The 24,286-nt window shown below is 54.7% G+C and carries 27 protein-coding genes; 14 read left to right on the top strand and 13 right to left on the bottom strand.

The features are described 5' to 3' along the window. Position 1 precedes the first annotated feature (1 nt). Positions 2-913, bottom strand: coding sequence for a transcription initiation factor IIB (locus tag NUS69_RS11540; RefSeq protein ID WP_055428880.1), 912 nt, complete (start codon positions 911-913; stop codon positions 2-4). A 6-nt stretch (positions 914-919) separates the two neighbouring features. After that, on the bottom strand, positions 920-1,231 hold the full coding sequence (locus NUS69_RS11535) for a Gar1/Naf1 family protein (protein WP_258083848.1): 312 nt from the start codon (positions 1,229-1,231) through the stop codon (positions 920-922). A 123-nt stretch (positions 1,232-1,354) separates the two neighbouring features. Here NUS69_RS11535 and NUS69_RS11530 point away from each other — a divergent pair, with 123 nt between their 5' ends. From NUS69_RS11530 to NUS69_RS11520, 3 genes are all read left to right on the top strand, one after another. After that, complete coding sequence (locus tag NUS69_RS11530) at positions 1,355-2,203, top strand: carbohydrate kinase family protein (protein WP_258083847.1); 849 nt, start codon at positions 1,355-1,357, stop codon at positions 2,201-2,203. A gap of 69 nt (positions 2,204-2,272) precedes the next feature. Beyond that, the gene (locus NUS69_RS11525; RefSeq protein WP_258083846.1) at positions 2,273-2,782 is read left to right on the top strand and encodes an NUDIX hydrolase; all 510 of its coding nucleotides are present in this window, start codon (positions 2,273-2,275) and stop codon (positions 2,780-2,782) included. Between the two features lie 4 nt (positions 2,783-2,786). After that, on the top strand, positions 2,787-3,143 hold the full coding sequence (locus tag NUS69_RS11520) for an Mth938-like domain-containing protein (protein WP_258083845.1): 357 nt from the start codon (positions 2,787-2,789) through the stop codon (positions 3,141-3,143). Here the strand turns inward: NUS69_RS11520 and NUS69_RS11515 are convergent. Beyond that, positions 3,133-4,596, bottom strand: coding sequence for a hypothetical protein (locus NUS69_RS11515; protein ID WP_258083844.1), 1,464 nt, complete (start codon positions 4,594-4,596; stop codon positions 3,133-3,135). The genes NUS69_RS11520 and NUS69_RS11515 overlap by 11 nt on opposite strands. A 9-nt stretch (positions 4,597-4,605) precedes the next feature. Further along, positions 4,606-5,367, bottom strand: a complete 762-nt coding sequence (locus tag NUS69_RS11510; protein WP_258083843.1) for an ABC transporter ATP-binding protein — start codon at positions 5,365-5,367, stop codon at positions 4,606-4,608. 171 nt (positions 5,368-5,538) lie between these two features. Here NUS69_RS11510 and NUS69_RS11505 point away from each other — a divergent pair, with 171 nt between their 5' ends. After that, on the top strand, positions 5,539-8,094 hold the full coding sequence (locus tag NUS69_RS11505) for a hypothetical protein (protein WP_258083842.1): 2,556 nt from the start codon (positions 5,539-5,541) through the stop codon (positions 8,092-8,094). Between the two features lie 39 nt (positions 8,095-8,133). Then, on the top strand, positions 8,134-9,144 hold the full coding sequence (locus NUS69_RS11500; protein WP_258083841.1) for a hypothetical protein: 1,011 nt from the start codon (positions 8,134-8,136) through the stop codon (positions 9,142-9,144). 5 nt (positions 9,145-9,149) lie between these two features. On the opposite strand, the gene NUS69_RS11495 is transcribed toward NUS69_RS11500, so the two are convergent. Then, the gene (locus tag NUS69_RS11495; RefSeq protein ID WP_258083840.1) at positions 9,150-9,824 is read right to left on the bottom strand and encodes a diphthine--ammonia ligase; all 675 of its coding nucleotides are present in this window, start codon (positions 9,822-9,824) and stop codon (positions 9,150-9,152) included. An 85-nt stretch (positions 9,825-9,909) separates the two neighbouring features. Between NUS69_RS11495 and NUS69_RS11490 the strand changes: the two genes are divergently transcribed. Next, complete coding sequence (locus tag NUS69_RS11490) at positions 9,910-11,193, top strand: bifunctional L-myo-inositol-1-phosphate cytidylyltransferase/CDP-L-myo-inositol myo-inositolphosphotransferase (RefSeq protein WP_258085137.1); 1,284 nt, start codon at positions 9,910-9,912, stop codon at positions 11,191-11,193. A 2-nt stretch (positions 11,194-11,195) separates the two neighbouring features. Here NUS69_RS11490 and NUS69_RS11485 read toward each other — a convergent pair whose 3' ends face one another. The 4 genes from NUS69_RS11485 to NUS69_RS11470 are packed head-to-tail and all read right to left on the bottom strand — an operon-like array spanning position 11,196 to position 15,743. Then, entirely contained in the window at positions 11,196-12,281 is a 1,086-nt protein-coding gene (locus NUS69_RS11485) for an ABC transporter ATP-binding protein (protein WP_258083839.1), read from the bottom strand. A 10-nt stretch (positions 12,282-12,291) separates the two neighbouring features. Then, positions 12,292-13,161 (bottom strand): carbohydrate ABC transporter permease, encoded by an 870-nt coding sequence (locus NUS69_RS11480; protein WP_258083838.1) that lies wholly within the window; start codon positions 13,159-13,161, stop codon positions 12,292-12,294. Beyond that, positions 13,161-14,099: a carbohydrate ABC transporter permease gene (locus NUS69_RS11475; protein ID WP_258083837.1), complete on the bottom strand. Its 939-nt coding sequence runs from the start codon at positions 14,097-14,099 to the stop codon at positions 13,161-13,163. The genes NUS69_RS11480 and NUS69_RS11475 overlap by 1 nt, the downstream gene beginning before the upstream one ends. A 9-nt stretch (positions 14,100-14,108) precedes the next feature. After that, positions 14,109-15,743 (bottom strand): extracellular solute-binding protein, encoded by a 1,635-nt coding sequence (locus NUS69_RS11470; protein ID WP_258083836.1) that lies wholly within the window; start codon positions 15,741-15,743, stop codon positions 14,109-14,111. 246 nt (positions 15,744-15,989) lie between these two features. Between NUS69_RS11470 and NUS69_RS11465 the strand changes: the two genes are divergently transcribed. The 5 genes from NUS69_RS11465 to NUS69_RS11445 are packed head-to-tail and all read left to right on the top strand — an operon-like array spanning position 15,990 to position 19,411. Further along, on the top strand, positions 15,990-17,138 hold the full coding sequence (locus NUS69_RS11465; RefSeq protein WP_258083835.1) for an inositol-3-phosphate synthase: 1,149 nt from the start codon (positions 15,990-15,992) through the stop codon (positions 17,136-17,138). Positions 17,139-17,189: 51 nt separating this feature from the next. Further along, positions 17,190-17,792, top strand: a complete 603-nt coding sequence (locus NUS69_RS11460; protein ID WP_258083834.1) for a DUF4443 domain-containing protein — start codon at positions 17,190-17,192, stop codon at positions 17,790-17,792. 4 nt (positions 17,793-17,796) lie between these two features. Further along, positions 17,797-18,429: an orotidine-5'-phosphate decarboxylase gene (gene pyrF / locus NUS69_RS11455; protein WP_258083833.1), complete on the top strand. Its 633-nt coding sequence runs from the start codon at positions 17,797-17,799 to the stop codon at positions 18,427-18,429. Between the two features lie 3 nt (positions 18,430-18,432). Further along, positions 18,433-18,951 (top strand): RNA-binding protein, encoded by a 519-nt coding sequence (locus NUS69_RS11450; protein WP_258083832.1) that lies wholly within the window; start codon positions 18,433-18,435, stop codon positions 18,949-18,951. Position 18,952: 1 nt separating this feature from the next. Further along, entirely contained in the window at positions 18,953-19,411 is a 459-nt protein-coding gene (locus tag NUS69_RS11445; RefSeq protein ID WP_258083831.1) for an FAD synthase, read from the top strand. A 93-nt stretch (positions 19,412-19,504) separates the two neighbouring features. Here NUS69_RS11445 and NUS69_RS11440 read toward each other — a convergent pair whose 3' ends face one another. The 4 genes from NUS69_RS11440 to NUS69_RS11425 form a co-directional block, all read right to left on the bottom strand. Further along, on the bottom strand, positions 19,505-19,840 hold the full coding sequence (locus NUS69_RS11440; protein ID WP_258083830.1) for a CopG family transcriptional regulator: 336 nt from the start codon (positions 19,838-19,840) through the stop codon (positions 19,505-19,507). After that, the gene (locus NUS69_RS11435; RefSeq protein ID WP_258083829.1) at positions 19,827-20,597 is read right to left on the bottom strand and encodes a ParA family protein; all 771 of its coding nucleotides are present in this window, start codon (positions 20,595-20,597) and stop codon (positions 19,827-19,829) included. The genes NUS69_RS11440 and NUS69_RS11435 overlap by 14 nt, the downstream gene beginning before the upstream one ends. Positions 20,598-20,626: 29 nt before the next feature. Continuing rightward, positions 20,627-21,871 (bottom strand): cell division protein FtsZ, encoded by a 1,245-nt coding sequence (ftsZ, locus tag NUS69_RS11430; RefSeq protein WP_258083828.1) that lies wholly within the window; start codon positions 21,869-21,871, stop codon positions 20,627-20,629. 65 nt (positions 21,872-21,936) lie between these two features. Continuing rightward, positions 21,937-22,128, bottom strand: a complete 192-nt coding sequence (locus tag NUS69_RS11425) for a ribbon-helix-helix domain-containing protein (protein WP_074631118.1) — start codon at positions 22,126-22,128, stop codon at positions 21,937-21,939. 209 nt (positions 22,129-22,337) lie between these two features. On the opposite strand from NUS69_RS11425, the gene cgi121 reads away from it, so the two are divergent. The 3 genes from cgi121 to NUS69_RS11410 all read left to right on the top strand — a co-directional run bounded on the left by cgi121 (position 22,338) and on the right by NUS69_RS11410 (position 24,285). Then, positions 22,338-22,745, top strand: a complete 408-nt coding sequence (gene cgi121 / locus NUS69_RS11420) for a KEOPS complex subunit Cgi121 (protein WP_258083827.1) — start codon at positions 22,338-22,340, stop codon at positions 22,743-22,745. 84 nt (positions 22,746-22,829) lie between these two features. Beyond that, on the top strand, positions 22,830-24,008 hold the full coding sequence (locus NUS69_RS11415) for a pyridoxal phosphate-dependent aminotransferase (protein WP_258085136.1): 1,179 nt from the start codon (positions 22,830-22,832) through the stop codon (positions 24,006-24,008). 13 nt (positions 24,009-24,021) lie between these two features. Beyond that, on the top strand, positions 24,022-24,285 hold the full coding sequence (locus tag NUS69_RS11410) for a TMEM165/GDT1 family protein (RefSeq protein ID WP_258083826.1): 264 nt from the start codon (positions 24,022-24,024) through the stop codon (positions 24,283-24,285). The last annotated feature ends 1 nt before the right edge of the window (position 24,286 follow it).

Here is a 24,286-nt window from a genome sequence, read left to right as displayed (position 1 = left end):
CTCATATTGGAACGTTTATGCCGAGCTTCTCGACGAGTTCCTTATACCTGTTCCTCACCGTGACCTCGGTTACGTGCGCTACCTCCGCCACCTCGCGTTGGGTCTTCTTCTCACCCTCCAAGAGTGAGGCGACGTACAGCGCAGCGGCCGCCAGTCCCGTCGGGCCCTTTCCGCTCGTGATGCCCCTCTTGATGGCCTCCTGAAGTATCTCCTTGGCGCGCTTCTTCGTCCTCTGGCTGACGCCGAGTGCATCTCCAAACCTGTCAACGTACTCTATCGGGCTGGTCGGCCTGAGGTTAAGACCGAGTCCCCTCGCAAGGAATCGGTAGCTCCTGCCTATCTCCTTCTTTGTGACCTTCGAAACCGCTGCAATCTCGTCGAGGGTTCTTGGGATGCCCTCCATCCTGCAGGCGGCGTACAGAGCGGCGGAAACCATGCCCTCTATGGACCTTCCACGGATGAGCTTCTTCATGACCGCCTTCCGGTAGAGCGATGCGGCAACTTCCTTGACTCGCCTCGGTAGCATCATCTGGGCGGCCATCCTGTCCAGCTCGCTGAGGGCGAAGGCCAGGTTACGCTCGGCGGCGTCGTTTATTCTCATCCTGCGCTGCCACATCCGCAAGCGACGCATCTTCGTCCTGTACATTCCGGTTATCTGGTTGCCGTGTATATCCCTATCGCGCCAGTCTATGTCCGTGGAGAGGCCCTTATCGTGGATCATCAACGTCATGGGTGCACCAGTTCTGGCGCGCTTTGCCCTCTGGTCGGGATCGAATGCGCGCCACTCGGGACCCTCATCGATGACGTTCTGCTGAACGACGTAACCGCAGACAGAACAGACAATCTCTCCCCTCCGCGGGTCATAAAACAGCTTATCGGAGCCACATATCGGACAGATATTCTTATCAGCCAAAAGCTCTCACCCCCTCTTTCTGGGGGCAGGGCGTCTAGCCTTTCCGCCCTTGGTGCGTTTTCTACCGGCCTTTCCCGGCTTTGACTTCCTGCGTTTTGTATCGACGTAGAGCAGAGCCCCAATGTAACCCTCAGGATTTTTTACCCGGGGCTTGACCGCAACGTACGGCCTCTTGACGGGCCCGAAGACGTCCTTCACTACCCCAACCACGGTGAGCTTTTTGTCAACCACCGGGTCGTTGAGCGAAGGAACCCAGTCAGTGCGCAGAATAAGGAACCCCTGCTTTGCGTAGTGAGAAACTTTGCCCAGGCGCCTCATAGCCCCACCCCAAAAGGACATATCCTTTTAAGCTTTTCGATTTTGACTTTATAAACTTTTCGCAAAATTTCCAAAAGGTTTTTATTTAAGTAGCTCTTAGAACAAGGAATTAGGCTGGTTAAAATGAAGTGCCTTCTGGTCGGACACCTTGTCATCGACACGATTGTGGAGGGCTCAAAATCCGAGACCCGGATAGGCGGGGGAGCGTACTACTCGGCAATAACCCTCTCGAATTTCTGCGACGTTGAGGTGCTGACGAGCGTCGGTGAAGACTTCCCGGACGAATGGCTCGATGAGTTGAGGGCCCTAAGGATAAAGCTCAGGATAATACCCTCCGAGAAGAGCACCGCCTACGAGCTCCGCTACCTCGATGCCAACCGGAGGAGGCTGAGACTTCTCTCAAAGGCCACACCCATATCCAAAGCACCCTCAAAAAGGTACGACATGGTTCTGATGAACCCAGTCGCGAACGAAATCCCCCTGGAGCTTGTCGAGAAGTTGAAGAAAAAGACAGCGTTTCTAGCCGCAGACGTCCAGGGGTTTATACGGGCCCCAGTGCCAGGCGATGTAATGCTTCAGAGGACAGACGTGTCATTTCTCGGCGGGCTGAAGGCCGTCCATGCGGATATCTCAGAGATGGATTATCTGAAGAACCTAAGACCCGGGGAGGTGGAAGTTTTCCTGGCTTCCAACGGCCCCGAGACAGGCTTTGCATATTTCAGAGGTAGCAGGTATGCATACCGGCCCGTTAAGGTAGAAGTTAAGGAATCAACCGGGGCGGGAGATGTCTTTCTCGCCAGTTTTTCATACTTCTACACCCGCTGTCCCTTCATTCAGGCGCTGAAGAGAGCGAACGCGTTCACCGCGCTCTTTCTGAAGCACAGAAGCTTCTCATTCTCCATGGAAAAGGTCAACGAGCTGGCGATGGGCGTTGCGGTCGAGAAGCTTAACGATATAAATTCATGGGAATAATTATAACCGCCGATGATGAAACGTCAGCATGCTGAAGATGATGACAAGGGACTTCCCTGAGGTGGTGTTATGGACAGGTACGTCCTGCTTGTTAAGGCCCCAAAGGGCCATGATATATCCCCCGTGCGGGAGGAGTTGAGGGAGTTCCTCTCCCGAAAACATCCGGAACTCAGGGTCGAGATGCACAGGTGCATAGGCCTTACCGTTGACATCGTCATCCTATACAACAACGGAGTGGTTCTCATTAAACGGAAGCACGAACCGTTTAAAGACCACTACGCCCTGCCCGGTGGCTTCGTTGAGTACGGTGAGACCGTTGAAGATGCCGCCAAGAGGGAGGCAAAGGAGGAGACGGGCCTCGACGTGAGGCTCATCAAGCTCGTCGGCGTTTACTCCGACCCGAAGCGCGACCCGAGGGGACACACCGTAACGACGGCCTTTCTGGCGGTTGGATCAGGGGAACTCAAGGCAGGGGACGATGCAAAGGAAGTCCACATAGTCCCGATAGAGGATGCCCTCAAACTGCCGCTGGCCTTCGACCACGGGAAGATTCTGAGGGACGCCCTGAGCCCGAGGTGATATCATGAGGGTAGAATTTCCGGGATTCGGCAGAATAGTCGTGGACGGGAAAACCTACGGCCACGACATCGTGATATACCCGAGCGGAAAGGTGGAAGGGCGCAAGAAGTGGCTCAGCAAAAGGAAGCACGGTACGAGCCATAAGCTCGACCCAGAGGAGCTGAGGGGATACCTGAGCGAGGACTTCGATATTTTGATAGTCGGAACCGGCGCCTGGGGGAAGCTGTCGCTGCTTCCGGAAAGCAGGGCCCTCGTGAGCGATAGGGAGGTAATTGAGAGGCCAACCAAGGAAGCGGCGGAGCTCTTCAATGAACTCCACGGAAAAAGGAAAGTCCTTGCGGTATTCCACATCACCTGCTGAGGGATTTCTGAGTTACCAGAACCCCGAGGAGCGTAAGGGCGAGCGCGTAGGGGTAGCCGAGGAAGTACCAGAGGCCGGCGATTGCTCCGAGGGCAATTCCATTGATTATCATGAGCACCAGGACGTGCCCGAAGTTGGTCTCAGGAACTGACAATTCGCTCTCGCCGTGGTAGAAGAAGGCCATCGCTATCGATGAAGTGAGGAAGGGAAGGAACACCGCCGCCGGCAGAAGGACGAGCAGGCTGACATCGAAGTAAGAGGTTATCAGAACCAGCCCTGCCCCAGCGGTCACCGGGACTGCGTTCATGACCAGGAGCTTTGCCCTGACGAACTGGCCGACCGTTATGGGAAGACTCCGCAGGAACTCAAACTCCTGACCGTCTATTTTTAGCACCGTGTCGATTCCCACGGAGGCCACCCAGGCTATCATGAGGAGAACCGATGCAACCGCCCAGCTCTCAACTTCTCCGGAAGAGAGAATGCCAATGGCACTGGGAAGGATGATGAAGAGGGGGAAGATTAGACCGACCAGCAGTGCGCTCCTCCTGAACGCTATCCTCAAATCCTTAAGTGCGAGTGCCAGGATGGGATGATGGGTCTCCGCCCTAAACCTCGTGATACCCGTGCGTGAAACGGTCACACCCTCCTCCATCCTGTCCCACAGCCTCCTAAGAACGAACCTGTAAATCGGGACGAGAACCGTCAGGTAGCCCAGAACCAGGGGGAGGGAATGGATGGGCTCGGTTATCGAGGCGACCGAGAAAGGATAGGCCAGGGAATACTTCGAGAAGAAGGGCAGAACATCCTCGTAGTGCTCGTTGACGTACTGCTGGACATAGTTGAGGGCGTAGAACATGCTGATGAACAGGATAACCCCAAGGGTTCTGGCGAGGGTTCTGAGCTTCGAAAATCTGCCGCCAACGCTGGCCGAGCCAAAGAACGTGAAAACTACCAGCCCAAGAACGTGGCCGAGGAAAGCTCCGGTGAGTACCCAGAAAAGGCCCAGTACCCCCGGGATTCCGTATTTTGCGGTCATGGCAGCAACCGCCGGCAGGAGTGCAACGACCGCGGGGATGTTGTCAATCGCCAGGAGTACACTGAGGTAGATGGAACTGGTCTTTAGGGGGAGCGGTCTGAGGGGCTCAAAGATTCCCATGGATGTGGCGTAGGACGCATTCACCGTTGTCGTGTAGAGTGCCATTATGAAGGGGAGCAGGGCGTAGGTGGCGAATATAACCGCCGCCCGGCTCTCATCCCCGGCCGCTATCACCGCACCGGCCATCATGATTCCAAAGAACAGGAACGCAACCGACTGGAAAGCTATCCCCCTCTTTATGTCCCCAGTTTTCCGCAACTGCTCTTTGAACTTCTTCGGGTCGGCAGCTATCTGGGGGTTGCTCTTTAAACGCCGGTAGTGGAGCTCCTTATAGAGTATCCTGACTATCTCGAACATGCTCCCACCCTAAAGGGCATCTTTAAGCGCCCTGACTATTCCAGCCACCTCATCCTGGCTCTCGGTGAGCTTGAGGAAGACGTCCTCAAGGCTCTCCTCGTGGGCGAACTCCTTGAGCTGCTCCACGGTTCCCTCCGCGATTATCTCGCCGTTGTAAATGACACCGACGCGGTCGCATATCGTCTCGGCCAGCGCCAGAACGTGGGTGGAGAAAACTATGCTCCTCCCTTCCCCCCGGAACTGGAGTAAGAGCTCCCGCAGGATTCGGGCGCTCTTGGGGTCGAGGCCGTTCATGGCCTCATCCAGGACGAGAACCTTTGGATCGTGGAGCATGGCTGATATGAGGGAGATTTTCTGTTTGGTCCCAAAGCTCAGGGAACCTATCATCTCGCCGAGGTATTTTTCTATTCCAAACGCCCTCACAAAGGTCTCCACGCGCTCCTGGAGCTCTTTCTCTGGAATTCCCCTTACGCTCCCCACGAAGTTGAAGAATTCAACCGGGGTGAGGCTCTCGTAGAGAACCGGTGTTTCAGGGACGTAGCCGACTATCCTCCTCACACCCAGAGCGTCCCTGCTCACATCAACACCGTTAACAACGACTCTGCCAGAGGTGGGCTTCATTATCCCCGAGAGGATTTTCATGGTGGTGCTCTTCCCGCTCCCGTTGGGGCCGAGAAGGCCGTATATCTCGCCGTCGTTGACAGTAAAGGTTATCCCCCGTACAGCTTTAGTTGCGCCGAAGTTTTTGGTGAGGTTCTCAACCTCGATCATTCTACCACCGCATGTAATAATCCAGTGTGATTAATAAACCTTATCCCTTGAATGACTCTTCACCGGAGAAACTCTTAAATAAAATAAGGTACATAATTGGGTAAAATCCAAGCCCTGGTATGGGCTTCAATTTCGTTTCTTGCCCGCGGGTTTGGGTTTGGAGGTGCGGGTATGAGAAAAACCCCTCGGATTTTGGTTCTCCTTTTGCTGATCGCGTTAGTCATCATCAGCGGGTGTCTCGGCAGCACACCCTCCCCTACCGGAACGGCCCCGTCAGCAAGCGGGAGTCCAACAAGCAACAGCGGTGAGACATATTCGATGGAAAGCTCATCAACGGAAACAGGCAGTGAAACCGGAACCGAGACCGTCACCGAGACGGTAACGCAGACTGAAACTCAAACGGAAACCCCGACTGAAACTCCGGCTCCAAACGAGAGCCTCCAGTACGACGAGGACGGGAACGTTATATGCACGGACGATGCCGACCCCGACCTCGGCTGTGAGGCAGGGGAAACCAACGATAACGGAACCGGACCCGGCTTTTCCCTGCCGGATACCCTGATAAACGTCACCCTGGAGCCTGTTATAATACCAGTTTACAGGCTCACCGCGAACTTCACCTACGCAGGACCGATAGGGAGCAACGCTTTCGAGCCGAACGGTGAGGTTATAAAGCGTGTCTCCATAATCACCCAATCCACAGAGCCAGGAAAGAACGTCGGCTTTATGATAACCTTCGAGAACGAGAGCTTGGCCAACGCTTACGTCCATCCCGACAGCTTCAGGGACTTTTTCAGTGGGAAAGTTTACACATATGAGCCGACGGTAATCACCTTTACCGAGGGAGGCGAGTTCGGAAGACTCTGGGAACTCCACCTTTATCGCTTCGGCTTCCAGCTCTACGAGGTAACGGGCGAGGGGCTGGTCTCCATCCAGAACGGGAGCGTCGAGGTTGACGGGGCCGATGTGAGGTTCACAATCGAGAACTTCTCCAGTATCTTCCCCGAAAGGGTTTTCATGAGGATACGCCTCGACTGCGGTTCAGCGACCTGCGAAGAACGCTTCCCGAGGAGGACTTATCCGAGCGTTGGAAGCTTCGTGATAGAGGCAATGAGGGGCTGGATTGACTACTACACGGAAGGCTCCTACGGCAGTCCCGACGACCCTGGAGTTTCCCTCCACGTCGTTGCCGGCGGTGAAGATTTGACATTCCAGCTGATTTTCAAGGACGAGAATGAGTACAGAAGGGCAATGGGGATGAGCCTCAACATCGACGCGGGCGACAGCGGACAAATCGACTGGGCGGGCTGGATAACCCCCGAGAAGTTTACCCTCTACGACATGAACGGGAACGTTTACCGGGAATCGAACGTCACCGTGACGAAGACCTCCACCGGCGAGGTAACCGTTGAGTTCACCGTCGAAAACATCTTCAGCCTGATTCCGTGGAGGGAGTTCCGCTTCTGGTTCTCGGGAAACGGCGGCTACCGCTTCCCGGCAAAGAACAACCTCTGGCTGAACGCTACCAAAGGGCTTACCATAACGGAGGACGTTGACAGATACCTCGTCGTTTTGGTAGAGGATGTTTACATAAGGGAAAACGAAGATTCGAGGGAAGGCGAGATTCAGCTCGTTTCATGGGCCTTCCCCGTTTACTGGGAGCACGAGAACGACTGGAACTGGACGTACGGGCCCATATATGCCGTTAGCTATCCTGGAAAACGGTGGATTGAGGCCAACGACAACAGCAGGCTACTCTACCACGAGGATAGAGCGATAAGCGTCGAGTGGTCATACATCAACGGCTACCCGCTCCTGGCGATGCCCCTGGACGAGGCGAGGGAGTACAAGAAGATATACATCCACACCGCCGGCTGGGACGTTGACGACCCCGGTGAATACCTAACCCTCGGAACGGGCTTTTTGGTGGATTTGGCCCTTGGCCTGGCAACGGGGGAGATAGGGACGGCCATGAAGTATGGCTACTCTGGGGCGATGCTGATCAACCAGCTCTTCACCGGTGAGAGCGCGAGCGACTTCTGGGGTTCCAGGCTGATGGAGGCCTTTGGAGCCAAGCCCGACCCGATAGGCTATAACGCTTTCACTATAGACCCCCATGATGACTACCGCAACGGGAAGCTTATCGAGGTCTGGGACTTCAGCAGGAAAAACATAAGGGTCACTTACCTCGTCTACGAGGTGGACGTTCCGAGAACGCTCCGCTACGACACGCTCAAAGCTTACCTCGACAGGGTGAGCTTCACCAAGGACACGGAACTCCTCGATGATGAGTACTACCTTTACGCGAGGGCCTTTACGCACTTCGAACCCGTTGAGATGGCCGATGTTCCCGATAGCACAGCCGAGAGGACGACAGGAATGGTTCCCGTGGAGGTTTCCTACCGCTATCCACCCGGAAAGAGGGTAATCGATGGAAACAAGGTAACGGTGGAGCCAGAACTGCTCCTCATCGAGCATGCTAGAGCTGACGTTCCCTTCCTCTACCTTGAGTACAACGCCTGGGAGGAAGACGCCGGAAAGTGGGGCAACGACGACGATCCGATGGGACAGGTGGCGATAACGGTTCTCCTCGACAACAACGCCCTCAAGTGGGACACGGTTTCAGCTATTCCCAGGATGGAGTGGGAGTATGACTTCCCGGTCTGCGGCGTCTCCGGCGGCTGCTCAAAGGCGTGGCTTTGGGTGAGGGTGAAGCCGGAGGAATGAATCTTTCTTTTGTTTTATTTCCCAAAGGAGGTGAGACCCATGAAAAAGTTACTTGTGGTGGTTCTGCTGGTAATTCTGCTTTTCTTCGCTTGGAGAGGTGGGCTACTGAATGTTGAAATTAATATCAACGGATTGCCGAAAGTTGAGCAGTCCCCGTCCACCTCAACTCCCTCCCCCACATCTACGACACCAACGGCATCAACCTCAGAGCCCTCTGGAGACTCCGAAGAGACTGTGCCCACCGGCAGTATGCTTTTCCACGCGGATACTCTCCACATCGTGGTGAGTGGGGACGTGAAATATCCCCACACGGCCATAATTACCTATGAAGATGATTCAGAAACCTTCCTTCTGGTGGTTCCGGATGAGAGCTACATCACAGAGAAAAGCTACACCAACACAGGGGCAATCTACATAGACTCGGACTGGATCAGTATAATGAGGATGTCCGAGTCAGACGGGGTATGGTACCATGATTTCTCCACCATCAACAAATCAGGCTTTGAGATCGTTACCAAAGAGGGGTACGTTACATATCATGTGAGCGGTGGGGACTGGGGGGATATGTATCCTCCGGAAGACGTGATGGAAGTCTATGAATACATAGATGGAGTCCTTGACAAAGGACTGCTGGCGAATGCCGTGATCTACGAGGTGGTATATTCCTCCGGCGACGGCGAACTAATGACCTTTGATAGGCTGGAGGCAGATAATGCCTTAAATGGCGAGGTCATATCCACGACAAAAACCCTCCTGGTGGAGACGTATTACACGGTATACTCCATCGGCACTGATGGATACTTAACAACGACTGCATACTACACAGGGGGTGAACTCGCGCCGGTGATATCGGGACTCGCACTTTCGGCAGTATCTCACGACCCGGGAGGAACATCCTACGTCCTTGCTGTGCCCATGGGGTATGAAGGGCGGATAACGTTCCACTTTGATGAGGACGGGAATGTAGCAGGGATAAGCGTTGACGCGGACAGCGTTTCCGCTGGAACGAAGTTTTATGTCGCCCATGTTGAAAACGGAGAGTTCAAGTGAATCCCCTACTTCCTCTCCAGATGCGCCCTCCTAACCTCAAGCACGCCGGAATAGTTGCACTCGCTCCACCTCTTTTCGACCTCGTCGAAGACTATCCTCGCCCTGAAGAAGGGTGCATCTCTAACGAAGGTCTCGAACTCTCCACCTTCTCCTGCCACGTGGATTTTATACTTCTCGTGGAGCTTGATCAGTTCTTCCAACGCTTTCTCGTTTATCCTCCGTCCCAGCCAGCCCTCATCGAGGCCGTATGCTGAAACGCCGACCATGACCACATCGAAGATGCCAATTATCTCGCGCATATACTCTATTGGGTCGCGGTGCCAGGCGGGGGCAAAGCTCTCTATGCCGAGCTCCTTTGCTACCCTGTCAACGCGCTTCTTCTGGTACTCGCTGGCCAAGGCACCGGCAACGACGCCGTCTATCTTTAACCCTTCGAGGACGGCCTTCATGTCCTCTACCTCTTTCTCCTTCTCGCCGCTGGTGAAGCCCTTCACGAGGGGAATCCCTACCGCCTTCGCCTGGAGCTCGGTGAGGTGGATGTTCGGCACATGGTACATGTAGCTGTCATCGCGCTCGCTCACCATCGAGACGAGGTATTTGACCTCGAAACCCTGCTTCAGCGCCCAGTAGAGGGCGTAGTTTGAGTCCTTCCCGCCCGAATACAGCACGGCAACGCGCATCTCACTCACCCGAAAGCTTCAAATCGTCGATGTATAATCCCCCACTGGAGAGTGGCTCGGCGGGGGCTTTAAAAAGGTGATGCCAATGGTGCCAAAGACGGCGGTGATTCTAGCGGCAGGCCTCGGGACGAGGATGGGGGAGAGACCGAAGGGGCTCCTGAAAGTCGCCCGGAGGGAAATCCTGTACCGGACGCTCACCCTTCTCGGGCAAAACGGTGTTGAGAGGTTCGTGATAGTCACCAACGAACGCTACGCTGGGCTTTACCGTGAGTTCATCGAGGGGCACGGCTTCAACGCGGAGCTGGTAGTCAACCCCGAGCCGGAAAAGGGCAACGGACACTCCCTCCACCTGGCGAAAGGCCACATCTCGGAAAGGTTTGTTTTGGTGATGGGCGACCACGTTTACGGCGAGGAGTTCATCCGGGAGGCCCTGAAGGGGAGCGGCCTTATAGCCGACAGGAGACCGAGATGGACGGACGTGGGTGAGGCGACTAAGGTAAGGGTCAGAGATGGCAGGGTTAAGGAGATAGGAAAGAATCTTGAGGAATGGGACGCAGTCGATACTGGCTTCTTCGTCCTCGACGAGGGCATCTTTGAGGTAACCGAGAAGCTGGAGATAGAAAGGGAAGGGGATTACCCATTAAGTGAGGTCGTGAAAAGGGCCAAACTGGCCGTTACCTTCATCGACGGCCTCCCCTGGACAGACGTTGACACTCCCAACGACCTGAAGAAAGCGAGGAGGATGCTCGTGAAGACGGCGGTGAAGGGAACAGGCGATGGCTTTGTCAGCAGGCACCTCAACAGGAGGATTTCAACGGAGATCAGCTACCTCCTCGCCGAAAGGGTCTCCCCGAACGGGATGACGGCAATCACCTTTGCCCTCGGGATGCTCTCGGCCTTTCTGACGCTCGTCAGCCTCCCCTTGGCCGGAATACTCTATCAGCTGAGCTCAATCCTCGACGGCGTTGACGGCGAATTAGCGAGGGCCCAGCTCAGGACGAGCAGGTTCGGGGGCTACATCGACTCCCTCCTTGACCGCTACGTTGACGGCGCGTTTCTGGCCCTCCTAGCCTACTCGACCCTCAGAGAGCCCCTCTGGCATCTGGTTGCCCTCCTCGCTCTCCTCGGCTCGGTGATGGTGAGCTACTCAACCGAGAGGTTCAAGGCGGCCTACGGTGAGGACGCCTACGGCTCTATTCCGGCCCTCAGAAAGCTCCCCGGAAAAAGGGACGAGAGAATCTTTCTGACGATGTTGTTTCTTCTCTACCCCATAGAGGTCTCAGTTAAGGCGCTCTTCCTCCTGCTCGCCATAATCACGAACCTGCGGGTGGTTATGACGGCGTGGCTGATAGGGAGAAAGAAAAGCTGAGTTCAGCCCTCAAGGAACTCAAGGGCCTTCTCCGTCTTCCTGTCGAAGAGAACTATCCTGTCCTCCCGGAGTTTCACAGTCACAGGTTCGCCGAAGCTGAAGTGCTCCCCCTCCGGGGCAAAGACCTTGACAAAGGCCCCATTTACCGAAACGGTGACTATCTGCTCCCTGCCGAGGGGCTCGAAGGAATAGACCGTTCCGGCGAGTCCTTCAGTTTTTTCCTTCACGACCTCGGCGTCGTGCGGCCTGAAGCCGAGGATGACCTCAGTAACACCGAGTCTTTCAACCAGCTCCCGGTACTGACCCGGAACCGGAATCCTGCTTCCGTAAACGTCTAGGTAATACCCCCTAACCTCGGCCTCGACAAAGTTCATGGGCGGGCTTCCGAGGAAGCCGCCGACGAAGCGGTACTTCGGCCTGTAATAGACGTCGTCCGGGCTTCCGACCTGGAGTATCACCCCTTCCCTTATCACGGCTATCCTGTCGGCCATTGCCAAGGCCTCGGCCTGGTCGTGGGTGACGTAAACGGCGGTGATTCCGAGCTCCTTCTGGAGTCTCTTGAGCTCGGCCCTTACCTCAAGCCTTAGGAGGGCATCGAGGTTGCTCAGCGGCTCATCGAGCAGGAGGACGTCCGGCTCTTTGACCAGGGCCCTTGCTATGGCAACCCTCTGCTGCTGGCCACCCGAGAGCTGCCAGGGATAGCGGTCGAGAAGGTTCTCTATGCGGAGCATCTCGGCAACTTCCCTGACCTTTTTGGCTATCTCTTCCTTCGGTGCCTTCCTCAGCTCAAGCGGAAAGGCTATGTTGTCGAAGACCCTCATGTGGGGATAAAGAGCCCAGTTCTGAAAGACCAGACCGACGTTCCTGTCCTTCGGAGGGACATCTGTAACGTCCCTGCCGTCGAAGTATATTCTCCCGCTCGTCGGCCGGTAAATTCCGGCTATCGTGTATAGGAGCGTTGACTTGCCACTTCCACTCGGTCCGAGGAGCGCCATGAACTCCTTATCGGCTATCTCAAGGCTCACCCGCTTGAGGGCCTCAAAGTCGCCGAACCTCTTCGTGATATCCTTAAGGGTGACCTTAACCATTTCAACCACCTCAGCCCTTTATTCCACCCGAGTAGCCCTGGAGGAGGAGCTGCTGGGCGGTGATGAAGAATATTACCGTGGGAAGGAGGTAGAACGTTCCGGCGGCCGCTATGAGGGGCATGTGGGAGTATTCTGCCTCTATGTTGGCCTCTATGAAGGTCGCGAGGGTTGGATAGACGAGGAAGGTTCTCACGTAGATTATGTCCTGCCAGCCGGCGAGGAAGGCGAAGAGGGCAACAGCCAGGATTCCGGGCTTTATGAGGGGTAGCATTATCTTCCTCCAGACTGTTATCCGGGAGGCGCCGTCTATGATTCCGGACCACTCGAACTCCCAGGGGATGGTGTCAAAGAAGCCCTTCATTAGCCAGATAGACATGGGTATCTCCAGCGCCGCCCTCGCGAGTATGACGTACGCGAAGGAGTAGAGCCCGACGACCTCGTAGTTCTGGGGGAACGTGAGGCGGTAGAGGAGGTAAACGCCCACTATGAGGGCAACGCCCGGGAAGGCGTGGAGGACGAGGAGGAGAACCATCATGGTCTTCCTTCCGCGGAAGTCTATCCTTGAGAGGGAGTAGCCGGCTAGGGCGCTTATCCCAGTAACGACGCCGGCCACACCGAGGGCCACTATGAGCGTGTTGAGGGTTATGCGCCATATGTTGACCCTTATTCCACCGGTGGTGGCTATCTTCCCCTGGAAGAGGTTTATCCAGTTCTCAAGCGTCGGGCGGAAGGAGTTGGGGTCGAGATTGGTGACCATCTCCGTGCTGAAGCTCGAAAGGACAAGGAGGGAAAAGCCCAGGATGAGCGGGAGGCTCGCAAGGAGGAGGGCGAGGATTATGAGCCGCTCGTACCTCTTGGGTCTCGTCTCCACGTCCCTCATCAGAAGTCCCCCCTGGGCTTTTTCATCATCCTCTCAAACTTGAGGACCTTGAGCGTCACGAAGCCGCCGAGGATTCCGATTATGGAGAGTATGACAGCCGCTGCAGCGGCCAATCCCTGGTCCTGTTCTCCTCTGCCGAAGGCTGTGTTGAAGACGTAGAGTGCCAAGGTCGTTCCGTAGTCCCTGTTGACGAGATCCCACTGGACGAGCAGGAAGAGGTGCGGATAGGTCGTGAGAAGACTGAGGAACTGCCACGTCAGGACGTAGAGGAGGTGCCATTTGATCATCGGAATCAGAATCCGCCTCGATATCTGCCAGGAGGAGGCGCCATCGACCCTCGCGGCTATGACGAGTTCCTTTGGTATCTGATTCAAGGCCGAGGTGAAGACTATCATTCCGAAACTTACACCCACCAGGCCGTTGACGAAGATTATCACACTCCACGCCCCCCAGGGTGTTACCTGGCCCCAGGGGATGGGCTCCGAGATGAGGCCGAGACTCATGAGGATCGAGTTCAGGGTTCCTATTTCACTCCCGTGGAAGAAGTAGTACCAGACGAGGCTGTAAACCGCTATCGGCGACATCCTGGGGAGGAGCCACAGAAGCCTGTATGAAGATGCCGGCCTCTCGTTGATGAAGAAGGTCGCAAGGGCCAGCGCAAGGCCGCCGAAGACGTTTATCATGAGCGTTATCCCAACGAATACAACGGTCGTCAGGATCACGGCCTTAAACGTCGGGTCGTGCTGGAACATGTAGAAGAGCCTCTCATAGTTGTAGAGGCCGACGAACTCGGTAAGGTACCTGTCAACGTTCCAGTTCCTCATCCGGGTCATGCTTATGTAGATGGTCATGACTAGGGGCACCAGATAGAACAGGAACACCATCAGCACCATTGGGGAAAGAAAGAAGGAAAGGTCCCTGAGCTTTCCCTTTGTCATGGCATCACCTCATCCCTGCGGGAACTTCCAGTCCTTGGGTATCTCACCCTGTATCTCGACGTTTTCCTTGAGCTCCGGGTCGGCGTTGACCTTCTGGATGATGTAGTTGACGGCCTCCTCCGGGGTCATCTCGCCCCTCAGAACCTTGTCGACAGCCTCCTTGAAGATGTCGGCCAAAGCCGGATACTTCGGGTGTGCCGGAGCGAGGTGGGTGTATTCGAGCATGTAGCTGACGTTCGCCAGGAACTGGGCGTTTATCGGGTTGACGGTCGCCTGGACTATGTCCCTGATGTTGTTCTTCACATCGTCGCTCAGGTCGAGGTTGAGGGCCTTGAGGTCGTTGAGCCACTTCTCGTCCTTGATGAGCTTTGCAGCTTCCTTTCTCACCGGCAGGTGGGCGGAGATGACGCTGTGTATGGCGTTTATGTCCGGGTCGCTGGCCTTGATGAGCATCAGGAAGGCGAGCTTGTGGTAAACGTCTTTGAGCTCGTCGTACTTCGGGTTCAGCTGGCCCGCCTTGGAGTTTATCATCCAGACGAAGGGCTGGCTGAGGGTTACCGGCTTGTCCCCCTTCTCTCCAGCGGGGAAGAGGGTATAGTAGAACCAGTCCCTCACCTCTTCAGGCTTCAGGCCCCTCGGTGTTCCGCCCTTGGCGTAGTACTGCTTGGTCTGCCACTCCGTCCAATACCAGGTTCCGCCTATGTCGAAGAGCGCCCTGCCCTCGACTATGGCCGGGTGTATCTGCTTGGCCCAGTCCCAGCTCATTATGTCCTCCGGGAGCAGGCCACCGCGGGCGAACTTCCACTCAACGTAGAGCCACTTGTAAACCGCCGGAACGTCGACGACGAGCTTTCCGGTGTTCGGATCGTAGAGCTTTCCGCCGAAGGCGAAGATGAACTGTATCAGGTCTGGATGAGCCGAACCCTTCCTGTGGATGAGGCCCCACTCGGCGGCGCCTTCGTCCTTGGCCTTCTTGGCCCAGTAGTAGACGTCGCTCCAGGTGAACTCGCCCTTCTTAACCTTCTCATCGAGGCCGTTGAGGTCGAACCCTATCTTCTGGGCCACGTCCTTCCTTATGTAGAGCGGCCTCGCCTCGGTGTCCTGAGGCAGGCCGTAGAGCTTTCCGTCGTACTTTGAGGCCTCAATCATGGACGGGTAGAAGTCGTCGATAACGCTCTGATAGGCCTTGGCATAGTCAGTTATGTCGAGTATGTAGCCCTCGTCAGCCAGTGTCGGTAGGAAAGCATAGCTGTTCACGAAGAAGTCTCCGGCCTGCCCGAGGGGCTGCTTGCTGAGGTACTCCTTGTAGGCATCCTGGAAGGAGGCAACGTAGTGGGTCTCGGTTATGACGATCTTGACGTTGATCCCGTTGTCGGCCCAGATTTTGTTTATTCTCCTCGCGGCTTCAACTATTCCGTAAACCCTCATGACACTGTTCGGGTCGCCGGAACCCCAGGCCGAAAACTTGACCTCATTAACCCCGTTCTGCTCCAGAACCTTTCCTATCTCCACAAGATCCTTTGTAATGTCTCCAGTAAGCTGAACATCAGCCTGAGAAGTCTTCGCTTCCTCGCCACCGATGCAGCCGCTGGCAATTACTCCGAAAATTACCAGTGCAATCAGCCATAGTGCCGCGGCCCTCATGGCTACCACCCTCCGAAGTTTTCAAAAGCGAGCCCAAAAAGGCCCGGAGGGCTTATTTTAGAAAGCGAGCTGATTTCACCTTTTATTCAAGTTTTGTTATTTATAAAATTTTTGGAGGGGGCTCTATGGCCTGCAATCGAGAAACGGAGGGATAATGAGATGTTCAAAGATCCATGAAACCGTTTTCCCACCAAAAACTATTTAACTACTGTAAAATATCTTAGGACAACAAAGGAGGTGGATGAAATGGTCAGGGTTGTCATACTCGGACAGGGATACGTTGCAAGCATCTTCGCGAGCGGTCTGGAAAAAATAAAGGCCGGAAAGATGGAGCCGTACGGCGTTCCCCTCGCCGATGAGCTTCCGATTAAAATCAGGGACATCCAGATAGTCGGTTCCTACGACGTTGATAAAAGCAAGGTTGGAAAGGACCTCTATGAGGTCGTCAAGAGCTACGACCCAGAGGCACCGGAGAGCCTCAAGGGACTCACCATAAGGAAAGGAATTCACCTGAGGAGCCTAAGGAACCTTCCTATCGAGGCCACCGGCCTTGAGGACGACATGACGCTCAGAGAAGCGGTCGAACACCTCGTTAACGAGTGGAAAGAACTCAAGGCTGAGGTCTTCATCAACGTCTGCACCACTGAAGCTTTTGTCCCCTTTGGAAGCAGGGAGGAGCTTGAGAAGGCCATCGCCGAGGACAACAGGGAGAGGCTCACGGCGACCCAGGTCTACGCCTATGCCATAGCCCAGTACGCCAGGGAGGTCGGAGGCGCTGCCTTCGTCAACGCGATTCCAACGCTGATAGCCAACGACCCGGCCTTCGTCGAGCTCGCCAAGGAGAGCAACATGGTGGTCTTCGGTGACGACGGTGCCACCGGTGCAACTCCGCTCACCGCCGATGTGCTCAGCCACCTCGCCCAGAGGAACAGGTATGTGCTCGACATAGCCCAGTTCAACATCGGCGGAAACAACGACTTCCTTGCCCTAACCGACAAGGAGAGGAACAAGAGCAAGGAGTTCACCAAGAGCTCCGTCGTCAAGGAGCTCCTCGGCTACGATGCACCGCACTACATCAAGCCCACGGGCTTCCTCGAACCCCTCGGCGACAAGAAGTTCATAGCGATGCACATCGAGTACGTCAGCTTCAACGGTGCCAGGGATGAGCTCGTCATCACCGGCAGGATAAACGACAGCCCTGCCTTGGCGGGACTCCTCGTCGACCTTGTGAGACTTGGAAAGATAGCCATTGAGAAGAAGGCCTTCGGAACGGTCTACGAGGTCAACGCCTTCTACATGAAGAACCCGGGTCCGAAGGAGATGGGCAACATACCGCGCATCATCGCCCACGAGAAGATGAGGGCCTGGGCTGGTCTGAAGCCGAGATGGCTCTGATTCTCTAAAACTTTTTAATCTCCTTGCCCTATTTTTCTCGGAGGGAAGCCGATGAGCTGGAAGAGAGGAGCCTATCCTGAGTTCACGCTTGAGGATGCCGTTGCGGTTCTTTTCATGCTCCAGAATCCGACGGGGAGAAAGGCGATATCAGAAGTTCTTGACCTTGGAGAGGGAAGCGTCAGGACGCTTTTGAAGAAGCTTTCACTGCTGGGCGTTATAAGCTCAACCCAGCGGGGGCATTCACTCAACAGGGAGGGAATAAAGCTCCTTGAGAGACTATCGGAGAACTTTTCGGAGGTTCAGAGGGTTGGAGAGGTCGAAGGCTACCCTGCATACGGGCTGGTGGTCAGAAATCCGCCGGAGTTCAAGAGCATCGAGCTCCGCGACGAGGCCATAAGGTTCTTTGCCAAGGGGGCCATGATCCTCGTCGTGAGAGACGGCGAGCCCGTTTTTCCGGAGGATGAGAGGCCGTTGAGTGAAACCATGCCCGCTCTGGCCGAAAGACTGGGGGAGGCCTTCAGGCTGAACGATGGAGACCTCGTCGTGGTAACCTGGGCGGAGAAAGAGGCCGACGCCATGAAGAGCGCCTACCACGTTGCACTGACCCTCAAGGGCGACGGACTGTCTGAGGAGATAAAGTCCCTCGTGAGGTGAAGGTATGAAAAAGCTTATTCTCGCCCTTGACGTATACGACCGGGAGAGGGCACTTGAGATAGCAGAGTGCACGGCGGACTATCTCTGGGCAATTAAGGTGAACTGGCCGCTGATAATAGGCTCCGGCCTGGAAATCATCACGGAGCTGAAGCAGGTTACGGGACTTCCGGTAATAGCGGACCTCAAGCTGGCGGACATACCGAACACCAACAGGCTGATAGCGAGTAAAGTCTTCGAGGCCGGGGCGGACTACATCATTGTCCATGGCTTCCCCGGGAAGGACAGCGTTGAGGCCGTTATGGAGCTTGGGGAGACCATAATCGTCGTCGAGATGAGTCATCCCGGCGCGAGGGAGTTCATCCAGCCGGCGACGGACAAACTAATCGAGCTGGCCAACGAGCTTGAGCCCTTTGGCGTCATAGCACCGGCTACGAGGCCGGAGCGCGTTTCGTACATACGCTCTAAGCTGAAGCCTGGAATCAAAATTCTCACCCCAGGTGTTGGAGCCCAGGGGGGTAAGGCTAGAGAGGTTTTAAAGGCCGGTGCCGACTACATCATAGTGGGCCGGTCGATATACGCAGGAGAGAACCCTCGGGAAAGCGCACGGATTCTCTATGAGGAAACCCTGGAGGTGTGAACCATGGAGCTGAAGGTCAAGCACCCTCTCAGCAAGAAGGAGGTCAAGGAGATAATCCGCGAGATGGGGGCAGTATTCGGTGAGGAGATAGCAAAGAAGATGCTCAACAAGAAGGACAGGGTCGAGGTTGCAGAGTTCGACAAGACGACTGAGATACTCCTCGTTAACGGCAAGCCGTTCTTCATCAGGAGGAAAGACCTCATATTCCCGCTGGTCATAGCCCTCTACGAGCTCTCCAACGAGGAGGACCTGCGGAAGTGGCCGAGAAGGGTAGTGGTCGACGCCGGTGCGGTGCCGTTCATAATAAAGGGTGCCGACGTCATGGCGGCAGGGATAACCGATGCCGATGAGAACATCAGGGAGGGCGACTTCGTCTTTGTGGTGGAGGAGGACTACGGAAGGCCTTTGGCCATAGGCATCGCCCTGATGAGCGGTAAGGCCATGAAGGAGAAGCCCAAGGGAAAGGCAGTGAAGAACATCCACCACGCCAAGGACAGGATCTGGGAGCTGACGGTGGGCTGAGATGGAGGAAAAAGGCGGGGGAAAAAGAAAAATCCGCGTCCTCGTCGGTGGGGTTTTCGACATCCTGCACGTCGGCCATATCCATTTTCTCAGCCAGGCCAAGGCTCTGGGAGATGAGCTGATAGTGATAGTCGCCCACGACGAGACCGTTAGGAGACAAAAACGCAGGGAGCCCGTGAACAGTGCCGAAGACAGGGCAGAACTCCTCAGGGCACTAAAGGTCGTGGACGAGGTTTACATAGGTTCCCCCGGAGGAATAGATTATGAGCTTGTGAAGCGGATAAACCCGGATATAGTCGCAGTGGGGCCCGACCAGAGATTCAGCTGCGAGCGCCTTAAGGATGAACTGAAGAAGCACGGAATAAACGCGGAGGTCATAAGGATACCCTACCTCTACAAGAGGGACAGGGCAAAGACCAGCAAAATAATCCAGAGGATAATAGAAACGTTCTGCGACTGATTTTAGCCCCTTATTCCACTTGGATTAAGAGGGAGCCGGGGCGTGATTTTAGAGGGCTGATTCTAGCCCTGAATTGAGTGGTCTGGATTAACGTCAGAGTTTGAATCTACCCATGTACTCCCTCAGGAACTCCGGATCCTCTCTTTTCACCGCACTCATCAGCTCATCGAACTTCATTTCCCCTAGGGCAAGCTTCAGGTAGTAGTAGAGGTTGACCGCGTCCTCGACTATGACGCTCTGCCTCCTGCCCTCCTCGCCGTAGAGCTCGATGAGCTTTCTGTTCATGTCGAGACTGATGTAAAGGGTCTTCTGCTTCTTCTCCCTTTTCATGTCCTTTGACTTGGCCTTCCGGTCTTTCTTGGGCCTTGACGGCCGCGTAAGCTCGTTAACGGAACCATCAAAAAGCTTGGGAATTTTATCCTTCGACAATTTCAACCACCTCTCTCGCGAGTTTTAGAAGAGCCTTGGAGGCCCTACCATCTCCGTCGAACTCGAATATGCTCATCCCCTGGCTCTGGGCCTTTTCAAGGGCTATCGCCTTCGGAATAGTGGTCAGTATTGGGGCGTCCGGATAGGTTGCCCTGAGCTCCTTGAGACGCATCTTCGGAACCTTCGTCTGGCGGGTGAACTTGTTGGGGACGAGGCCGAGTAACTTCAGGTTCTCGTTGGTTTCCTCACGGATCATGCGCATGAGGTTGAACATGAGCTGCATTCCTATGACACCGAAGTAGCTCAGCTCAAGGGGTATCAGGACATAGTCCGAAGCCGTGAGCGAGTTGACCAGGAAAATTCCCATACTCGGTGGGTTGTCTATGAGCACGTAGTCGTAGTCGGGCAGTATTGGAGTTAGGGCCTTTTCAAGACGCCTTTCACGGTTGTAGGCGTTGATGATTTCTATCTCCCTGGCGGAGAGATTGAGGTGGCTCGGGATTAGGTGGAGGTTCTCCCGCACCTCAACGATTGTGTCCTCGATATCGCTCTCCCTGGTCATCAGCGTCCCCACGTTGCTGTCCCCGTACTGAAGGACGTCCATGCCTATCAGCCCAAAGGTAAGGTTGAACTGCGGGTCTATGTCAACGAGAAGAACCCTCTTACCCATGGCCGCTAATGCATGGCCGAGGTTCATGGTCAGAGTGGTCTTCCCAACTCCGCCCTTCTGATTGGCTACGCTGATTACGACGGCCACTGGAACCACCTGCCAAAGGTAAAGAAAGGTCAGGCGATGTCTATGAAATCATCGAGAACCCTTCTCGCGTAGGGCGGGAGTTCCTTCTTCTCCTTCTTGGCGATTGTCGTGAATATCTTGTCGAAGCCATTGTCCGTCGACTTGAAGGGCTTAACGGGTTCCGGAGTTATGATGTTCTCCTTGAAGGAGGAGCCAACGCGGAGGGCGTGTTCACCGCCCAGGATGTGGGGGCTTTTAACGCCTGTCATGATGACCATTGCCCTGACGACCTTGCCCATATCCTCGTCTATCCTCGCACCCCACTTGATTTCGCTCTTCTCGCCGAGCTTCTCGTAAACGATGTTCATGGCGTCGTTTATCTCGCCGAGGCTCACATCAGGCCCGACGGTGAAGTGAACCAGTGCCCTGTCCCCGCTACCGTACTCTACCTCAAGCATCTTGTTTTCGAGCGCGTTCTTGACGGCATCAACCGCCCTGTTGCTTGAGTCGCTCTCACCTATTCCAATGAGTGCCGCACCTCCGTTGTGCATGACGCTGTAAACGTCGGCGAAATCGATGTTAACCATGGATGGGAGCTTTATGGTTTCGGTGATGCCCTTAACCATCCTGGCTATTATCTCGTCGGCAAAGCGGAAGGCGGCATTAATGGGGAGCTTCGGAACGAGCTTGAGGAGCTTGTCGTTCTCGATGATGATAACAGTGTCGGAGTAGTACATGAGGGCCTTTATTCCCGCTTTGGCCTTCTCAATCCTTATCTTACCCTCGTTCTTGAACGGATAGGTTACAACGCTGACGACAAGCGGTTCCCTAAAGCGGCCGTTGTGCCTGGCACGCTCCTTTATGACTTTGGCAACAACGGGAGCAGCGCCCGTACCGGTACCGTTACCCATGCCTGCGGTTATGAACACAAGATCGGCGTCACCAATGGTCTCGGCAATCTCGTGGGCGCTCGCTTCTGCCGCCCGGTAGCCTATCTCAGGGTTTCCACCGGAGCCCTTGCCCTGAGTTATCTCCTTGCCGAGGAGAAGCTTCCTGTGGGCCTTCGTCCTAGCAAGGTGCTGGGCGTCGGTGTTCATGGCTATGAGCTCCGCACCCTGAACGCCAAGCTCGTAAAGCCTGGTTATGGTGTTGTTTCCAGAACCACCGACACCGACTATGACGATTCGTATCAGATCCTCAAGGTTTTCGTCGGAGAACCCCTCAAACTTTGCGGTTCTGGGCTCGTCGTCCAGATCAAGTTTTATTCCGGCCTGTTCCAGGAGTTTAAATACCATCGCCCCAACCCCCTCAACACGTCTGGCTTTGGATAACAATGATTCTATTACATGATTTTAGCGGCTTATTTCAGGATGTAGTCAGGCGTTGAGCGTTCCTCAGTCTCGAGCTGATAAAGCTCCTTCTTCAAAAGCTCGCGAATAGCTTCCCTGATGATTTCGCTTCTGTTGGGATAAACACCCTTCTTAACCAGCTGATCCATGGCGTTAATCAAGCCCTGGGGGAGCTGTACACTGATGATACGCATTCTGCTCATCCCTGCACCACCCAGTTCAGTAAGCCGCTGAAATAACTAGTGATTTAATTAGTTAAATACTTTGCGGATGCATGATAATATTATGATATTATTAATCTCAAAAATTTTTTAGAAATATCCCAAAATACAAAAAATGCTTCAGATTTATAAAAATTGAAGGGGAGAAAGGGTTTTAACATCGAATATTTCACCCAACTTCGGGGAGCTCAATGAGAGAGATAACGGAAAACCTCCACATCACAAAGGTCCACGTGAAAAACGCCGAGAGCCTTATTCCAAAACTTGGAGGGGACGTTCAGATAGTCAGTGCCGAGTGCTGGGAGGCCGTGGCATTTGCGGCATTGGTGGTGCTCCGTTCGTTTGAGAGAAATACAAACCACGCGAGAACACCGGGGGGAGAACTGCTCATTCGCCTGGCCGGAACGCTCCAGATAAAAGATGCCATAGCCCGAAACGGTATAAAAAACGGCGAGAACTATTTGGTGGTCTTTGGAACCCGCGAAAGGGCTCTGGAAGTGTTAAGCGAACTCAACCTTAACGAGCTTCCAATGACCGACTGTGAGCGGGAAAAAGTGAAAACTTTTTTTGAAAAAGCGGCACTCATTGAAGTTTTGTAGATATTTTGTGCCCGTTTCTGTACCAAATTGAGGATAGGTTTATAAAATCCCTTCCTCATTTTCGAAGTGCCTGAGGTGATGCTCATGAAGTATAAAAAGCGCAAGTATTTCCTTGCTGGCAGGATAAACCTCATTCAGCGCTCAAAAATCAGGGAGCTTTTTGAGAAGGCAAAGAAGATGGACGATGTTATATCCCTCGGCATCGGTGAACCGGACTTTGACACTCCCCAGGTCATCAAGGAGGCCGCGAAAAGGGCGATAGATGAAGGTTATACCCACTACACCCCCAACGCGGGCATCCCCGAGTTTCGTGAGGCTATTGCCGAATACTACAAGACCCATTACAAGGTTGACGTTTCTCCCGGGGATATAATAGTCACGGCCGGTGCCTATGAGGCCACTTACCTGGCCTTCCAGACCCTCCTTGAGCAGGATGATGACGTTATCATCCCAGACCCTGCGTTCGTCTGCTACGTTGAGGACGCCAAGATAGCCGAGGCGGGAATCATCAGGATACCCCTCAGGGAGGAGAACGATTTCCAGATAGACCCCGATGAGCTCGTTGAGGCCATAACCAAGCGCACTAGGATGCTCGTCATCAACTATCCGAACAACCCGACTGGCGCCGTCCTCAAAAAGAAGACCGTGAAAGCAATAGCTGACATAGCCGAGGACTACAACCTGTACATACTCAGCGACGAACCCTACGAGCACTTCCTCTACGAGGGGGCCAAGCACTACCCGATGATAAAGTACGCCCCGGACAACACGATTCTGGCGAACAGCTTCTCCAAGACATTCGCCATGACAGGCTGGCGCCTTGGCTTCACCATAGCCCCAACCCAGGTCATCAGGGACATGATAAAGCTCCACGCCTACGTCATCGGTAACGTTACCTCGTTCATCCAGATAGCGGGAATAACAGCCCTCCGGGACAAGCGCAGCTGGGAAGCTGTTGAGAAGATGCGCCAGACCTATGCCGAGAGGAGGAGGCTCGTCCTCAAGCACCTCAACAGGATGCCCCACATAACGCCGTTCAAGCCAAAGGGAGCGTTCTACATCTGGGCAAAGATCGACCCGGGCCTGGACATGAGCAGCGAGGACTTCGCCGAGTGGCTTCTGGAAAACGCAGGGGTGGTCGTGATTCCGGGAACCGCATTTGGAAAGGCCGGAGAGGGCTGGGTAAGAATAAGCTACGCTACGGACAAACAGAGGCTCACCGAGGCCATGCGGCGGATGAACGAGGCGCTCTCAAAGCTGTGAGGGTGAAAGCGCGATGGACGGTATAGCCGCCATCTTTTTTATGATCTTTCTGGCGGAGCTCGGGGACAAGACCCAGCTCACGACTATGGTTTTGGCCTCAAAATACGGGTGGAAGACGGCATTCGCCGGCGCGATTCTTGGTCTCGCGGCGGTGAATTTGCTCGGGGCCATACTAGGGGACAAACTGGGAGAAATGGTACCAATCGAGATCGTTCACAAGTTCGCGGGAGCACTTTTCATTGTTTTCGGTGTTCTCATGATACTCGGAAAGCTCTAGG

The organism is Thermococcus thermotolerans (genome assembly GCF_024707485.1).
Lineage (GTDB): Archaea > Methanobacteriota_B > Thermococci > Thermococcales > Thermococcaceae > Thermococcus > Thermococcus thermotolerans.
Note: the sequence above shows the minus strand (reverse complement) of the source record. Positions and strands in the feature narration are given on the sequence as shown.

Bases quoted from the DNA above. Each gene is read 5' to 3' on its own strand.
- NUS69_RS11415 (WP_258085136.1), top strand. From the start codon at position 22,830: ATGAAGTATAAAAAGCGCAAGTATTTCCTTGCTGGCAGGATAAACCTC.
- NUS69_RS11445 (WP_258083831.1), top strand. From the start codon at position 18,953: ATGGAGGAAAAAGGCGGGGGAAAAAGAAAAATCCGCGTCCTCGTCGGT.
- NUS69_RS11475 (WP_258083837.1), bottom strand. From the start codon at position 14,099: ATGACAAAGGGAAAGCTCAGGGACCTTTCCTTCTTTCTTTCCCCAATG.
- NUS69_RS11485 (WP_258083839.1), bottom strand. From the start codon at position 12,281: ATGGTTAAGGTCACCCTTAAGGATATCACGAAGAGGTTCGGCGACTTT.
- cgi121 (WP_258083827.1), top strand. From the start codon at position 22,338: ATGAGAGAGATAACGGAAAACCTCCACATCACAAAGGTCCACGTGAAA.
- NUS69_RS11450 (WP_258083832.1), top strand. From the start codon at position 18,433: ATGGAGCTGAAGGTCAAGCACCCTCTCAGCAAGAAGGAGGTCAAGGAG.
- NUS69_RS11470 (WP_258083836.1), bottom strand. From the start codon at position 15,743: ATGAGGGCCGCGGCACTATGGCTGATTGCACTGGTAATTTTCGGAGTA.
- ftsZ (WP_258083828.1), bottom strand. From the start codon at position 21,871: ATGGTATTTAAACTCCTGGAACAGGCCGGAATAAAACTTGATCTGGAC.
- NUS69_RS11465 (WP_258083835.1), top strand. From the start codon at position 15,990: ATGGTCAGGGTTGTCATACTCGGACAGGGATACGTTGCAAGCATCTTC.
- NUS69_RS11505 (WP_258083842.1), top strand. From the start codon at position 5,539: ATGAGAAAAACCCCTCGGATTTTGGTTCTCCTTTTGCTGATCGCGTTA.
- NUS69_RS11515 (WP_258083844.1), bottom strand. From the start codon at position 4,596: ATGTTCGAGATAGTCAGGATACTCTATAAGGAGCTCCACTACCGGCGT.
- NUS69_RS11510 (WP_258083843.1), bottom strand. From the start codon at position 5,367: ATGATCGAGGTTGAGAACCTCACCAAAAACTTCGGCGCAACTAAAGCT.
- NUS69_RS11480 (WP_258083838.1), bottom strand. From the start codon at position 13,161: ATGAGGGACGTGGAGACGAGACCCAAGAGGTACGAGCGGCTCATAATC.
- NUS69_RS11460 (WP_258083834.1), top strand. From the start codon at position 17,190: ATGAGCTGGAAGAGAGGAGCCTATCCTGAGTTCACGCTTGAGGATGCC.
- NUS69_RS11490 (WP_258085137.1), top strand. From the start codon at position 9,910: ATGGTGCCAAAGACGGCGGTGATTCTAGCGGCAGGCCTCGGGACGAGG.
- NUS69_RS11525 (WP_258083846.1), top strand. From the start codon at position 2,273: ATGGACAGGTACGTCCTGCTTGTTAAGGCCCCAAAGGGCCATGATATA.
- NUS69_RS11495 (WP_258083840.1), bottom strand. From the start codon at position 9,824: ATGCGCGTTGCCGTGCTGTATTCGGGCGGGAAGGACTCAAACTACGCC.
- NUS69_RS11425 (WP_074631118.1), bottom strand. From the start codon at position 22,128: ATGAGCAGAATGCGTATCATCAGTGTACAGCTCCCCCAGGGCTTGATT.
- NUS69_RS11410 (WP_258083826.1), top strand. From the start codon at position 24,022: ATGGACGGTATAGCCGCCATCTTTTTTATGATCTTTCTGGCGGAGCTC.
- NUS69_RS11535 (WP_258083848.1), bottom strand. From the start codon at position 1,231: ATGAGGCGCCTGGGCAAAGTTTCTCACTACGCAAAGCAGGGGTTCCTT.
- pyrF (WP_258083833.1), top strand. From the start codon at position 17,797: ATGAAAAAGCTTATTCTCGCCCTTGACGTATACGACCGGGAGAGGGCA.
- NUS69_RS11500 (WP_258083841.1), top strand. From the start codon at position 8,134: ATGAAAAAGTTACTTGTGGTGGTTCTGCTGGTAATTCTGCTTTTCTTC.
- NUS69_RS11520 (WP_258083845.1), top strand. From the start codon at position 2,787: ATGAGGGTAGAATTTCCGGGATTCGGCAGAATAGTCGTGGACGGGAAA.
- NUS69_RS11530 (WP_258083847.1), top strand. From the start codon at position 1,355: ATGAAGTGCCTTCTGGTCGGACACCTTGTCATCGACACGATTGTGGAG.